Genomic DNA, 14667 nt, shown 5'->3' with positions numbered 1-14667 from the left:
TTTTCTTCGGAAAGGATGCAAAATGAACGAGAAATTGTTTGAAACTGTTGTAGCACATGCGAAAAACAGCGGATTTGTATATCAAGGCTCGGAAATCTACGGCGGTTTATCCAATACCTGGGATTTTGGACCGCTTGGGGTAGAGTTGAAAGACAATATCAAAAAGGCCTGGTGGCAGAAATTCATCCAGGAAAGTCCAAATAATGTCGGCATTCAGTCAGCGATTTTGATGAATCCTCAGGTATGGGTGGCCAGCGGCCATGTCGGCGGCTTCAGTGACCCGCTGATGGATTGCAAAAACTGTCATACCCGTCATCGTGCGGATAAACTGATTGAAGATGACAGTCATGGAGAAGTGAACCCTGGGGGCTGGACCAATGAAAAAATGATGGAGTATATCCGTGAACATAAAATTGCCTGTCCAGACTGCGGCAGTCATGACTTTACTGATATCCGTCAGTTTAATCTGATGTTTAAAACCTTCCAGGGAGTGGTCGAGGATTCCAAAAATACTATATATCTGCGTCCTGAAACGGCTCAGGGAATGTTCGTGAACTTTAAAAATGTATCTCGTACAACCCGCAGGAAACTGCCGTTCGGCATCGGTCAGATCGGAAAGAGCTTCCGTAATGAGATCACGCCGGGTAACTTTATCTTCCGTACCCGTGAATTTGAACAGATGGAACTGGAATTCTTTACGCGTCCTGGCGAAGATATGAAATGGTATGAATATTATAAAAACTTCTGTATGAAATTTCTCACTGACCTGGGCGTTGCTTCCGAAAACCTCAGAATTCGTGAACACACTCAGGAAGAGCTTTCTCATTATTCAACTGGTACCAGCGATATTGAATATAAATTCTCTTTCGGCTGGGGCGAACTGTGGGGCATCGCTGATCGTACCGACTATGATCTAACCTGTCATCAAAATACCAGCAAGCAAAATCTGGAATATTTCGATCAGGAAACGGGTGAGAAATTTCTCCCTTACTGCGTAGAACCGGCGGTTGGGGTAGAGCGTTTAATGTTAGCCTTCATGTGTGACGCCTATGAAGAAGAGCAGCTTGAAAACGATACCCGCGTCGTTATGCATTTCCATCCGTTTTTAGCGCCGGTAAAAGCCTGCATCATGCCGCTTTCCAAAAAACTGAGCGAAAAGGCAATGGAGGTCTTCCATATCGCAGCTCCTATTGGAGCATGTGAATATGATGAATCCGGCAGTATCGGCAAGCGCTATCGCCGTCAGGATGCAATCGGTACACCGTTTTGCATCACGGTGGATTTTGAAACAGAGAACGATGGCTGCGTAACCGTGCGTCATCGCGATACGATGGAACAGGAACGGGTTGCTATCAACGAGCTGCAGGACTATCTGGCAAAACGTATCCGCTTTTAATGAGGTGATTCTTTGACGCGATTAAGTGAACAGGAAATCAATGAAATCAGATCGCAGGCGGATATCGTTGATGTGATATCTCGCTACGAGCCGCTGACGCGGAAGGGCAAGAATTATTGGTGTACTTGTCCTTTTCATGATGACCATGATCCTTCTATGTCCGTCAATGAAGATAAACAGATTTTTAAATGCTTTGTATGCGGTGCCGGGGGTAATGTATTTTCGTTTGTGCAGCGTTATGAACAGATTAGCTTTATTGAGGCTGTCGCGAAAGTAGCAGATTATGCCGGTGTTGTGTTTGATCATAGCCGCCTGGAAAATACGTCCAGACCGATTGATCCCTATGCCGCCAAGCTGCATAAAATTCATCAGGATATGATTGAATTTACCTGCTATGAGCTGGATGCACCCCGAGCAGGTCCGGTAAAGGATTATCTGCATAAGCGTGGGCTCAGTGATGAGATCATTAAGAAATTCGAACTTGGATATAACCCTCCGGATAACGAGGTCTATCATTTCCTGCATGCGAAAAAGCACGCGGATGAAGACCTGATTGCGGCGAATGTCGCACGGATGGGAAGCATGGGCATGTATGATGTGTTCACCAACCGTATTACCATTCCGATTCATGATGAAAACGGCAAACCGGTTGGCTTCTCTGCTCGCCGTATCAAAGATAACGATGATGCGAAATACATAAACACCTCGGAAACCAAGATATACACAAAGGGTAATTTGATCTTTAACTATCATCGGGCCAAGCCGGAATGCAAAAAAAGCGGGAAAGCAATTTTAGTAGAAGGCGCCATGGATGTGCTGGCCTTTGAGAAGGCAGGTATGCATAACGCGATAGCCACATTGGGTACTGCATGTACAAAAGCGCAGCTGAAGCTGATGAAACGGCTGAATGTGCCGGTGGTAATATGTTATGATGGAGACCAGGCAGGGCAGAGTGCAACCTATAAGCTCGGTATGCTGATCAATAATCTGTTTCGCTTTGAAATTGTAGAAAACAAAGTGGGACTCGACCCCGATGAAATTATTGAAGTATACGGCTTGGATGAACTGAAAAAGATGAGTGAACGGACGATTTCCTGGATCGATTTTCTGTTTCAGTATCTAAGTGAAAAGTATAACCTTGAAAATTACTCGCAGAAAAAAGCATTTGCGCAGGAGATGGCGGATGCCATTGCTTCCATGCCGGATGATTTTGAAAAAGCGAATCATTATATGCGGCTGTTGCAGCTGACCGGTTTCGATATGCGTCAAACAGTAAACGAAGCTCAGGTATCACATGCACCCAGAAAGCGGGCAGCTGCCCGAAGAAACTATCTGACATACCCCAAAGACGGAGCACTGCGGGCGCAGCATGAGATTCTGTCGCAGATGCTGTGCGGTGTCGCCGCCAGCAATATCTATCGGGATGAACTTGGATTTATGGAAGACGACACTTGTAATCAACTGGCTATTTATATAATTGATTACTATCGTACACATACGGAATTGATCGTGGCAGACTTGCTTGATCTGATCAAAGAAGAAAAAGTAAAGGATCTGCTGTTGGAAATCGCAAACTGGGAACTGGCGCGGGAAGAGATCGATATGAACGTTCTCCGTGATGACATCAAACGATGCAAATCCAGTTTGATAGACAACAAGATCAAAAAATTGAATGATCAGATTCAACAAATGCACGATCCGATACAAAAAGCTGTACTTGCGGATGAAAAAAACCGACTGATTCGCGAAAGAGGGGGTATACTGAATGAAGAAAACCGATAAGAATTCAAAAAAGGAGACCTCAATGGAATTTAAATCCTTGGATGATGTAAAAACCGAACTGCAAGAATCTTATAAAATCAACGGATTCTTAAATCAAAAAGATATTGATGATGCGATTGAACACCTGGATCTAAACGATCAGGAGAGTGAAGATCTGCTGCTGTGGTTCGCCCAAAACAATATCAGCATTACGGATGATGAAGATGATTCCAACATTCCCGATGCTGAGCATATTAATGCCGACCTGGAATTGTTTGATGATGATATTGACGTAGAGGAGGAAACGGAAGACAGTGATTTTAACGCGCTTGCCAGCGATATTGAAACACTGGAGCAGTCCTTCGCCAATGCGGCTCATACAAAAATCAACGATCCGGTCAAAATGTATCTGAAAGAGATCGGACGGGTCGATCTGTTGGATCCGGCTGATGAGCCGGAGATTGCGCGACGGATTCAGGCTGGGGATGAAGAAGCTAAGCGGAAGCTGATCGCAGCCAATCTGCGTCTGGTTGTTTCCATCGCAAAAAAATATGTTGGACGGGGCATGTTGTTTCTGGATTTGATCCAGGAAGGAAATATGGGCTTGGTCAAAGCAGTTGAAAAATTCGATTACACCAAAGGCTTCAAATTTTCAACCTACGCAACTTGGTGGATTCGTCAAGCGATCACCAGAGCGATTGCCGATCAGGCCAGAACGATACGGATTCCTGTCCATATGGTTGAGACCATCAACAAACTAACTCGGATTCAGCGTCAGCTGGTTCAGGATCTGGGCCGTGATCCTACGGCAGAGGAAATTGCTGCGAAAATGGAAAACATCTCTCCGGAGAAAGTACGAGAAATTCAGAAGATCGCTTTGGAACCGGTTTCTTTGGAAACCCCGATCGGTGAGGAAGACGATTCCCATTTAGGTGATTTTATTGAGGATAAGGAAGCATTATCTCCGGATGAATATGCCAACAATCAGCTGCTGAAGGATGAGATTAACACCGTGCTGCAGGGACTTACAGAGCGTGAGGAGAAAGTGCTGCGCCTGCGTTTTGGATTATATGACGGACGTACCCGGACATTAGAAGAAGTAGGAAAAGAATTTAACGTAACACGTGAGCGAATTCGTCAGATTGAAGCAAAAGCACTGCGTAAGCTGAAGCATCCGACTCGCTCTAAGCGTTTGAAGGATTTTGTGGATAAGCCATAATGAGTAAACTCAGTCTTCGGCTGCAAACGCTTGCTGATATGATCCAGCCGGGAAGCATTGTGGCCGATATCGGAACTGACCATGCACTGCTTCCGGCTTTTCTTGTTCAAAATCAGATCATTACCAAAGCGTATGCGTGTGATATTGCAGTTGGTCCATTAGATCGTGCAAAAGCATTGATTCAGGAACAGGGACTGCAGGATCAGATCACTGCTATTCTTGGCGGCGGTCTTTCCAAGGTGCCTGAGGATGCTGATACGGCGATTATCGCCGGTATGGGATTTGATACGATCAAAATGATTCTGGAAGAGAATTTATCAAAGCTTTATCAATTTCGTCACATTATTCTGCAAGCCAATACCGGCGTCGAAGAGCTGCGGCGGTGGATCAGTGATCATCACTTTACAATTATCCAGGAGCGGCTTGTGAAGGACGGCCATTTCTATACGATGATCGATATGAATACAGCCGCGCATGAACCGCTGAGTGAAGCAGAAATTTGCTTTGGATGCGGCCTGGATCAGCAGGCAAGCTTTCTGCCATATTGGCAGTTTCGTTTGACGAAACTGGAAACCATCCTACAGCAAATGCCAATCAATCATCCAAAGTATTTTGATTATCAGCAGCAGCTGATCAGCATTCGAAATAAACTTGCAGACGTAAGAAAAAGGAGTTAGCACTCCTTTTTTCTTACAGCATTTTATTTATATCGATTATTGGATAAATATGCTTTTCCTGCTGTTCCAGAAATGTGATGACCTGAGCGGTCAGATAGGTTGGGGTTGAAGCGCCGCTGGTAACCGCAACGCGCTTGACATCCGCGAGCTGATCCAAACCGATATCTAAGGCGTTCTCAATCAGACATACCTGTCGAATTTCGTCGTTTGCCTGGGCAATTTCCGCAAGTCGGTTTGAATTGTTGGAAGCTTTATCTCCGACTACATATAATAGATCGATATTTTTTAGGGCTGCTACCGCTTCTTGACGGATTCTTGTCGCATTACAGATTTCCTGCGAAAATTCAGCTTGCGGTATCCGCTTGTGAATTTGTCGGAAGAACTGTTCAATATCCTGAAAGGACATGGTAGTTTGATTTGTTACAAAGACCTTGTCCGCCGGCTTCACTGATTTCAGATCCGCAAGGGATGTCAGCAGGTGGATATGATCGCTCAATGAGCATACGGCTGTTGCCTCAGGATGACCTGCTTTACCGATATATAGTATCTCATATCCCTGTTTTAATCTTTCTTTGACCAGCTCCTGGGTTTTTAAAACATCGGGGCAGGAAGCATCTATGACGATTAATCCCTTTGCTTTTGCCTTTTCGATGCATTTCGGGTCTATGCCGTGAGCGGTGAAAATCACGACACCCTCTTCGATATCATCCAGCAGTAGTATTTTACTTTTGGTATCGCTTTCCAGCGTATGAATACCCATGTGTTTCAGTGCATCTACAATATAGCGGTTATGAACCAGCATTCCCAACACATAAATAGGTGTATCGGGATATTTCTGCACCGCCTCTTTGGCCATTGAAATGGCCCTTACGACACCTTTGCAGTAGCCGCGGGGGGTTACTTTTATAATCTCCATGGCTGCCTCCTTGTCCTATGAATTCCATTATACTGCTTTTTTTTTAAAATTCCAGTATGCTAATTCTTATTGAATATCGTAACCTATGGTATAATAAAATACGTTACTAAGTGAAATCACTTTGAAAGGGTGAAAATATATGAGCAGTTATCAAGATTATCAATTAAAGGATTATACACGAGCCTTTATTAAACATAACAATTTCCAAGCGCCGACTCCAATTCAAAAAGCGGTGATACCACCTGCCTGTAAAGGTCGGGATATCATCGGTATTTCTAAAACCGGAACCGGAAAAACACATGCATTTTTAATCCCGCTGTTGGAGCGCATCAATATTGAAAGCAGCCAGGTTCAGGCAGTAATAACCGCGCCGACCCGAGAACTGGCGATTCAACTGTATCAGCGCTGTCAGATCATGAATGAAGTCTGCCCGTCCCTTCGCATCAAGCTGATCATCGGCGGACTTGAAAAGAGCCGCATGATCGAATCTCTGAAAGAACAGCCGCATATCGTCATTGGTACACCGGGACGAATCAAGGATCTGTTTTTAAATGATCTGGCGCTTCGCGTCGACAGTGCGAAAATCATGGTGGTTGATGAAGCGGACATGACACTGGAATTCGGCTTTCTGAAGGATGTGGATGCCATTGCCGGCAGAATGCGCAAGGATCTGCAAATGATGAGTTTTTCCGCTACAATTCCGCAGGAGCTTCAGCTCTTTTTGAAAAAATATATGAAACATCCGGAAATTATCCGCATACAGGATACTGATTCTTTTGAGCCGCAAATTGAACACATATTAGTACCGTGCCGTCATAAGAGTTATGAAGAAGCTTTACTCGATATCCTGCCCGGCTTTCAGCCTTATATCTGTCTGATTTTTGCGAATACCCGTCAGGAAGCCGCAAAAACTGCCCAGACATTGCGGGACCATAATTACGGTGTTATTGAGCTCCATGGTGATTTGACCCCGCGGGAACGTAACAAGGCGATGAAGGAACTGGCCGATTCACGAAAATCATTTGTTGTAGCGACCGATATTGCAGCCCGTGGCATTGACATTGAAGGAGTCAGTCATGTTGTATCACTGGGCTTTCCAAGTGAACTTGATTTTTATATCCACCGCAGCGGTCGTACCGGAAGAGCCGGTCACGACGGTATTTGCTATGCGCTGTACCAGAAACAGGACGAAGCCGCAATCCGTAATTTGAAGCAGCGAGGCATTCACTTTGCGCATCGTTCCTATAAGAATCAGCGATGGAATGATTTAAAGCCGTTATTTGAATCGGGAAGGGTTCGCAAAGCTGATCCGCTGCAGGCGGAAATTGCCAAGCAGGTGAAGCATCGCAAAACCAAGGTGAAGCCTGGCTATAAAGTAAAACAGAAGCAGGAAATTGAAAAAATGCGCAGAAGAGCGAAGCGCCAGCTGATTCAAAATGATATTCGCCGTCAGAAGAAAGAGCGTGCTAAGCAGTACCAGCAGGCGAAACAGGAGGGTGAAAATTAATGAAAATTGGATCTCATGTATCTATGAGTGCCCCAGACTATGTATTGGGAGCAGTTAAAGAAGCGTTATCCTATGATGCAAATGCACTCATGCTGTATACCGGAGCACCGCAGAATACCCGGCGCAAAGCGATGGGTGAACTAAAGGTTGAGGAAGCGCTTCAGCTGATGGAAAATAACGCGATTGAAAAGAGCAGTCTGATTGTTCATGCTCCCTATATCATCAATCTGGCAAATTGTACAAAGCCAGAAACCTTTGATCTCGGTGTAGAATTTTTGACAAAAGAAATTGATCGTGTAAAAGCTTTACAGGCGACAATCCTTGTGCTTCATCCGGGAAGTCATGTACAGGCGGGAGAAGACGTTGGATTGCAGCGAATCGTTGAGGGGCTTGATCTGGCATTAGCAAATGCTGATCATGTGACCGTTGCGATTGAAACAATGGCCGGTAAGGGCAGTGAAATCGGATATCACTTTGACCATATCCGCTATTTGATCGATCACTGCAAATTCGCAGAGCATTTGGGTGTATGCATGGACACCTGCCATTTACATGATGCCGGATTTGATCTGACCGACTTTGATCGCATCTTAGATGAGTTTGATCAGAAAATAGGCTTATCCCGCCTATCCTGCATCCATGTCAACGATTCAAAGAATATCAGAGGAGCTCGTAAAGATCGTCACGCGAATATCGGATTTGGCGAAATTGGTTTTGAAGCACTACATAAAATTGTTCATAATCCAAGGGTTGAGCATGTAGTAAAAATATTAGAGACACCATATGTAGAAGGCCATGCTCCCTATAAATATGAAATTGCAATGCTGAAAAGCGGACAATTTGACGAGCAGCTGTTAGATAAAATCAAAAGGGAATAAAAAGCGCAGTTATTCATAAATCCGCTGTCTGCTTGATTTGAGACAATGTATCTGATTGATATACAATGATCATCGATAAAAAAATCAGGAGTTAAGCTTCCTGATTTTTTTGCGCTTCTGCCATTTTTATGATTTCTGTTTTCAGCCGCGAAACCATTTGATCCTGCGGCAGTTTTTCCATGATGTTTCCTTTTTTGATCAGCAAGCCTTCATTGCGGCCGCCGGCAATGGCAATATCCGCATGCTTTGCTTCTCCCGGACCATTCACCGCACAGCCCATGATCGCCACCGTAATATCTGCCGATATACCTTGTAAAAACTGCTCTATTTCATCAACGACGGGCCCGATATCAAATTGCGTTCTGCCGCAGGTTGGACAGGCTACCAGATTAGGCACTCGTTTCAGCAGCCCGGCACAATGCAGAATAGATTTCACAATAGGAATTTCTTTGCAGGGATCGCCATTTACCGAAACCCGAATCGTATCGCCGATCCCTTCCTGTAGCAATGTGCCCAGCGCATATGTAGATTTCACGGCACTGGTCATAACCGTTCCTGCCTCAGTAACGCCAAGATGCAGCGGGTAAGGGAATGTTTCTGCCGCCAGTCGATAAGCTTCTATGCACAAATTGGGATCACTTGACTTGAAGGACAGACAGATGTCATGGAAATTCAAATCAGTTAGAATTTTCACATGACGCTGAGCGCTTTCGATCATGCCCGCAGCGGTCGGTTTACCGTCACGCTCATGAATGTCTTTTTCCAAAGAACCGCTGTTAATGCCAATGCGGATTGGTATATGCTTTTCCTTACAGATGCTTACAACTGCTTCAACATTTTCTTTTGCACCGATATTACCGGGATTGATGCGGATTTTATCAATACCGTTTTCTGCCGCAAGCACCGCAATACGATAGTCATAGTGAATATCTGCCACCAGTGGAATATGCACCTGCTGCTTGATTTCAGAGATCGCCTTTGCATCGTCCTCATCAATGATTGCTAAGCGAACCATTTCACAGCCCATCTTCTCCAGCTGTAAAATTTGTGATATTGTGGCTGCTGTATCACTGGTGCGGGTATTGCACATGGATTGTATAATAACACGGTTTTGATGGCCCAACTGCAGGCTGCCGATCTGAACCGCTCTTGTTTCTGTACGTTTCATTCTTTTCACCTCAACCACATTATAAACAAAACTGTAATGAAGTACAAATACAAGTGTGTGAAATCCGAATCGCAGGTAGTAATTTTATAAAAAAATGGTTATAATAATGCGTATGGAGGTGAGGTGCATGTTTCGTAATCCGTTTCAAAAGCTAGATCATGAAGAAATGCGCCGCAGTTCCGATGTGCTGAAAAAACCAAAGGATATGAATAAAGTTATCAATCAGAGAGTCCGAATCGGCGGCTTGGTAATTTTAATAATATTTGGATGTATCAGTTTTCGACTGGTCAATCTGCAGTATCGGGAAAACGATGAATATAAAGTGAAATTGGATAACTATGCTTCGAGGAAGCAGACTTCTTCTACCCCGCGAGGTGTGATGTACGATGCCAACGGTAAAATCATTGCCAATACGATTCAATCGATGAATATTACCTATTATCCCAATGAGGATGTATCAAATGACGAAGAATGGGAGCTGGCAATTCAATTTACCAAGCAATTCGGAAAAAGTAAATATGAACCAACTGATGATGAGTGGAAAAAGCTCTATCTTATTTTATCAGTCGACAGCAGCGGTAAAAAAGATCAGGGAAATCATCTGTTGACAAAGAATGAGCTGCAGCAGGCTTTGAAGGGTGAAATATCCAGTGAAAAGGCCGATAAGCTGAAAATGAAACGAATCAAGCAGGCCGATATTGATGATCTGCCACAGGATTATCGGGAGGCGTATCCGACCTGGCTGCTGATGCAGAGCGTTTCGGAAAATGAAAGTAAAACGATTTTGTCCAACGTGAGCGATGAGCAGGTCAGTTATCTGAGTGAACATCAAAATGAATTTCGCGGATTTGAAGTTACCAGTGGGTGGAAGCGGGAATATCCGTATGATAAAACATTAAAAGATGTATTGGGTAACATTGGTACGATTCAGTCTCAGGACCGGCTTCATTACCAGGCACTCGGCTATCCGTTAAACGATCAAGTGGGTACCAGCGGCTTGGAACAGGAGTATGAAGCTTTGCTGAGCGGAACTCGTAACGTTAAGGAAATCAAATACAATAAGGATGGCGAAGCAACCTTCAATGAGGTGAAAGCTGGGAAAAAAGGCTATGATCTGCAGTTGAATATTAACATAGAGCTGCAGAAGTCCATAGATGCGATTCTCACCGAAGTTTTGCAGAACGCAAAATCGAATCAGTATCGTAAATACTATAAGAACGCATTTGTAGTACTGATGAATCCTCAGGATGGCAAAGTATACGCCATGTCCGGAATCAATACAGATGATGCCGGAAATCTATATCCGTACGCTTCCGGTACGTATCTCAATGCGAATACGCCGGGATCAATCGTCAAAGGTGCTACTGTATTCATGGGACTCAATGAGGGTGCAATTACCAAAAACACGGTATTCAATGACGCTCCGATGTATTTTCAGGGAGGTACGAAAAAAGCATCTTATCGAAATTACGGACCGCTGGATGAAATCGGGGCTCTCCAAAAATCCAGTAATGTTTATATGTTCAATATCGCGATTAAGCTAGGCGGTGGCACTTATACACCATATGGTCCGCTGAATTTGAATCTGTCTACGTTTGATCTGATGCGGCGGTATTATTCGATGTTCGGTCTCGGTATAAAAACCGGTGTGGATGTACCGCAGGAGGAAACCGGTTATGTCGGTTTAAGCCGACAGGCAGGTCTGTTATTAGACTTTGCAATCGGACAGCTTGATACGTATACGCCGATGCAGTTAGCACAGTACGCATCCACAGTAGCCAACGGCGGTAAGCGTGTGAAGCCGCGAATCGTATCCGGCGCCTATGAAGTCAATGATAAATCTTCATTGGTTTATGAAAATAAGGCTGAGGTATTGTCGGTGCTAAATGATAAAAATAATAATTTAGAACGTTCCCGGCTGGGGTTCCGCACCTGTGTGTCAACCGGTTGGTGCGGTGGTGTAACAGATCTTGCAACGCCGTATGAAGTATCTGCAAAAACCGGTACTGCCGAGAATCCGTTCTATGAGAACGGTACGCTGATTCAAGCATCCCATGCATCCTTGATTGGATTTGCACCGTATGAGAATCCTAATTTGGCTTTTGCCTGTGTTGCGCCGAATTCGTCTTACAGTGATAACATCCAGTCAAACAGCTGCAGTAACGATATTATGCCAAGAGTCCTGAAAGAGTTCTACAAATACTACCCGGATTTGGCAAAAAGTGCGAATTAATCAGACATTTTATACTTTTATAAAAAAGATTAGCAATTTCATATGTTATATGATATAATCTTAACGCATGTACGAGGAGGGACACTATGAGAGATCGTATTACTTTCAAATGTTCAGAATGTAACGAAGAGAACTACATCGGAACACGTAATAAACGTAAACATCCAGAACGTATGCAAATCAATAAATTTTGCCCGCGTTGTAACAAAAAGACTGCACATAAGGAGAAAAAATAGAAGAGACCTTTGCGGTCTTTTTTATTGACAGACAAATATGAAAAAGTATGAAACATTAGTATTGGGCCCGATCCAGGCAAACTGTTATCTGCTTTGGGAAGATCATCATGTAATGATTGTTGATCCCGGAAGCAAGAATCCTGCGGTGAGGGAACATATCGAATCAGCGAAGGGGATTGTTGACGCCATCGTTTTGACCCATGGACATATTGATCACATTGAAGGTGCGGATTTCTGGGCAAAAGAATACGGCTGTCCGATTTACATTAGCGAACTTGATGAACCGCTGCTTTACGATGCATCGTTAAACTGCTCCGCGATGTTCAAAGAAGCGTTCACGCTGAAAAGCAAGGTGAATAATATCATGCCGGGCATTCAGAAAATCGGGGCATTTCAGTTTCACGTCTATGATGCACCGGGCCACAGCGAAGGAAGTATTATGCTGGAATGGGGGCCGTATCTGATCTGCGGAGATGTTTTGTTTCAAATGAGCATCGGCCGCACGGATTTACCAGGCGGATCAAATTCGAAAATGACGCATACGCTGCAGTTTATAAAAAAACTGTCTCCCGAGCTAATTGTACTGCCGGGACATGGACCTGCTACTACCATTCAGGAAGAATTGCTTCACAATCCTTATTTATACTAGAAGATATGTCGATTATGATATATCTTTTTTTTAGGTATACTATACTTTTATCCGTATAGAAAGGGGAAGGAAAGAGGGCGTTACATGAGAGAAAAACTGGAACTGCTTTTGAAATTAGCGGCGCGTTATCATGCTACAGATGTGCATTTTACAGTTAAACAAGAGACGCTGAAAATCAGTGTGCGGGGAATCCGCGGCATTATTGAATTACATGAGCCAACGCTTGATCTCTCATTATTTCACTATCTCAAATATCTGGCCAATCTGGATTTGGGTAATTTGGCACAGCCGCAGTCCGGTAATTTCCAATTATCTTTGCAGGATAAAAATTTATATTTCCGTTTTAGTTTATTGATGACACCGCAGCTTCAAACCGGAGTACTGCGTATTTTAAACAATCACTTACTGATTGATATTCACCATCTATCACCGCATAAGCATCAAAATCGAAGCTTCATAAACTGGACGAGATTTCGCAGCGGCATGATTATCTTAAGCGGTCCGACCAGCAGTGGGAAAACCACTACACTGCATGCGATACTCAGTGAAATTGCATCGCATCATAAATTAAAGATTATCACCTTAGAAGATCCGATAGAAATTCACAGTGACGAGTATTTACAGCTGCAGATCAATGAGCAAGCCAATTTCACATATGAGGAGGGAATAAAGCAATTGCTGCGGCATGATCCCGATGTGATCATGATTGGTGAAATCAGAGATTCTCAGACCGCCAAAATGGCCTTTCGGTGCGCATTAAGCGGTCATATGGTATTCTCGACGGTTCATGCAAAGAGCGCTGCTGAAGCGGTAAAACGGCTGTGTGAGCTTGGCTTGAGGCGTGAAGAATTGCTCGGTACGCTATCGGCCATTACTAACCAACGGCTCTTTGCGAAGAAGGGAAAAAAGGAGCGAATCTGCATCTATGAAATACTGGAACATGAAAGTCTTGAACAGATTCTTCAAAATCAATCAGTCAGTCAACAGCATCAGGATATTTTTCAAGAAATCCGAATCGCAGTTAAAGAAGGCTGGATTTCAGAAAAAGAAGCAGCTGCCGATCTTGAAACTTCGTCAAAATGAATGGAAATCCTTTGGTTTGCTTTTGCACAAAGGATACAGCTTTAATCAGTCCTTACAGATGATGGGGAAAGATCCTTTGCTTCTTGAAACCGCAATCGGCAACGGTATGTCCATGGATGAAATTCTGAAGCGCAGCTGCTCTGATACCTTCTATGATCAGCTGCAGTTCTTTATGCGTTTTCTGCCGATATCAAAAAGTGTTGCCTGTGCTTCACGCGTCTATGATTTTCGCCATGATATCCAGAAAAAGCTTTGGAAGCAAAGCGCATATCCCATGTTTCTATTTACCTTTTCTTATCTGACGCTTTATCTTTTCTGTGTATATGTCATTCCTCAGATGCAGCAGGGGTTTGCTGATTATACAGCAGATACGGGCATTACCTTTTTGATTCACTTGGTTACTGTCAGCATTTGGCTGCTTGGCGCAATTCTATTACTTTTCTTCATATTCCTGCTGATCATGCGGTTTCAGCCATCATTTCGCTATTCTATACTCTGTCGATGTCATCGCGTTGCCTTTGTCCCTGCGTATTACAGTTTTTTGCTAAGTGGGTATTTAAAAGAAATGCATCATAGCGGACTATCGACAAAAATATGTTTCCAGCATTTATCCAGTCATCAGCACTCTTATGTTTTACAAGAGATCGCGTCCTGTATCAATACAAAATTGGAAGCGGGCATTGAACTGTTGGATGCGCTTCAACATCCTTTGATCGATCACCAACTGATTATGTATTTGTCAATCGGTTCTGCCATCGGCAATCTGGAGGATCTGCTGAATGACTATATGATTTTACAGGAAGCCCGCTGGCTTTTCTGGATGAAGCGCATTACCGCTTGTATCACCCTGAGTGCCTATAGCTTTGTTGGAATCGTTGCTGTCTGCATATACCGCATGATGCTGATTCCGTTGGAATTGCTTAATACCTTTTAAACAGAGGGGG

At 43.9% G+C, this 14667-nt stretch carries 13 protein-coding genes; 11 read left to right on the top strand and 2 right to left on the bottom strand.

What is annotated here, in order from left to right; genetic code table 11:
• Positions 1–22: 22 nt before the first annotated feature.
• From GSF08_RS07480 to GSF08_RS07465, 4 genes are read left to right on the top strand one after another with little or no spacing between them, the layout of a single operon-like run.
• Positions 23–1396 (top strand): glycine--tRNA ligase, encoded by a 1374-nt coding sequence (locus GSF08_RS07480; protein ID WP_160625192.1) that lies wholly within the window; start codon positions 23–25, stop codon positions 1394–1396.
• A gap of 12 nt (positions 1397–1408) precedes the next feature.
• The gene (dnaG, locus tag GSF08_RS07475) at positions 1409–3178 is read left to right on the top strand and encodes a DNA primase (RefSeq protein WP_160625191.1); all 1770 of its coding nucleotides are present in this window, start codon (positions 1409–1411) and stop codon (positions 3176–3178) included.
• The gene (gene rpoD, locus GSF08_RS07470; RefSeq protein WP_249805956.1) at positions 3162–4376 is read left to right on the top strand and encodes an RNA polymerase sigma factor RpoD; all 1215 of its coding nucleotides are present in this window, start codon (positions 3162–3164) and stop codon (positions 4374–4376) included. Before dnaG ends, rpoD begins: the two co-directional genes overlap by 17 nt.
• Positions 4376–5053 carry a tRNA (adenine(22)-N(1))-methyltransferase gene (locus tag GSF08_RS07465; protein ID WP_160625190.1) on the top strand — a complete coding sequence of 226 codons (678 nt, stop codon included), beginning with the start codon at positions 4376–4378 and terminating at the stop codon, positions 5051–5053. Before rpoD ends, GSF08_RS07465 begins: the two co-directional genes overlap by 1 nt.
• 13 nt (positions 5054–5066) lie before the next feature.
• Here the strand turns inward: GSF08_RS07465 and ispH are convergent, their stop codons facing one another.
• Entirely contained in the window at positions 5067–5969 is a 903-nt protein-coding gene (gene ispH / locus GSF08_RS07460; protein ID WP_160625189.1) for a 4-hydroxy-3-methylbut-2-enyl diphosphate reductase, read from the bottom strand.
• Between the two features lie 139 nt (positions 5970–6108).
• Here ispH and GSF08_RS07455 point away from each other — a divergent pair, with 139 nt between their 5' ends.
• Entirely contained in the window at positions 6109–7476 is a 1368-nt protein-coding gene (locus tag GSF08_RS07455; RefSeq protein ID WP_160625188.1) for a DEAD/DEAH box helicase, read from the top strand.
• Positions 7476–8354: a deoxyribonuclease IV gene (locus GSF08_RS07450; RefSeq protein WP_160625187.1), complete on the top strand. Its 879-nt coding sequence runs from the start codon at positions 7476–7478 to the stop codon at positions 8352–8354. Before GSF08_RS07455 ends, GSF08_RS07450 begins: the two co-directional genes overlap by 1 nt.
• A 91-nt stretch (positions 8355–8445) precedes the next feature.
• Here the strand turns inward: GSF08_RS07450 and ispG are convergent, their stop codons facing one another.
• Positions 8446–9522 carry a flavodoxin-dependent (E)-4-hydroxy-3-methylbut-2-enyl-diphosphate synthase gene (gene ispG / locus GSF08_RS07445; protein WP_160625186.1) on the bottom strand — a complete coding sequence of 359 codons (1077 nt, stop codon included), beginning with the start codon at positions 9520–9522 and terminating at the stop codon, positions 8446–8448.
• A 127-nt stretch (positions 9523–9649) separates the two neighbouring features.
• On the opposite strand from ispG, the gene GSF08_RS07440 reads away from it, so the two are divergent.
• From GSF08_RS07440 to GSF08_RS07420, 5 genes are all read left to right on the top strand, one after another.
• Positions 9650–11755, top strand: a complete 2106-nt coding sequence (locus GSF08_RS07440; RefSeq protein ID WP_160625185.1) for a peptidoglycan D,D-transpeptidase FtsI family protein — start codon at positions 9650–9652, stop codon at positions 11753–11755.
• An 86-nt stretch (positions 11756–11841) separates the two neighbouring features.
• Positions 11842–11991 (top strand): 50S ribosomal protein L33, encoded by a 150-nt coding sequence (gene rpmG / locus GSF08_RS07435; RefSeq protein ID WP_160625184.1) that lies wholly within the window; start codon positions 11842–11844, stop codon positions 11989–11991.
• A 37-nt stretch (positions 11992–12028) separates the two neighbouring features.
• Positions 12029–12640: an MBL fold metallo-hydrolase gene (locus GSF08_RS07430; protein WP_160625183.1), complete on the top strand. Its 612-nt coding sequence runs from the start codon at positions 12029–12031 to the stop codon at positions 12638–12640.
• An 84-nt stretch (positions 12641–12724) separates the two neighbouring features.
• The gene (locus GSF08_RS07425; protein WP_160625182.1) at positions 12725–13723 is read left to right on the top strand and encodes an ATPase, T2SS/T4P/T4SS family; all 999 of its coding nucleotides are present in this window, start codon (positions 12725–12727) and stop codon (positions 13721–13723) included.
• On the top strand, positions 13704–14657 hold the full coding sequence (locus tag GSF08_RS07420) for a type II secretion system F family protein (protein WP_160625181.1): 954 nt from the start codon (positions 13704–13706) through the stop codon (positions 14655–14657). The genes GSF08_RS07425 and GSF08_RS07420 overlap by 20 nt, the downstream gene beginning before the upstream one ends.
• The last annotated feature ends 10 nt before the right edge of the window (positions 14658–14667 follow it).

Origin of the sequence: Copranaerobaculum intestinale, from assembly GCF_009831105.1 — a bacterium.
GTDB lineage: Bacteria > Bacillota_I > Bacilli_A > Erysipelotrichales > Erysipelotrichaceae > Copranaerobaculum > Copranaerobaculum intestinale.
This window is presented reverse-complemented; position numbering and strand designations above follow the sequence as displayed.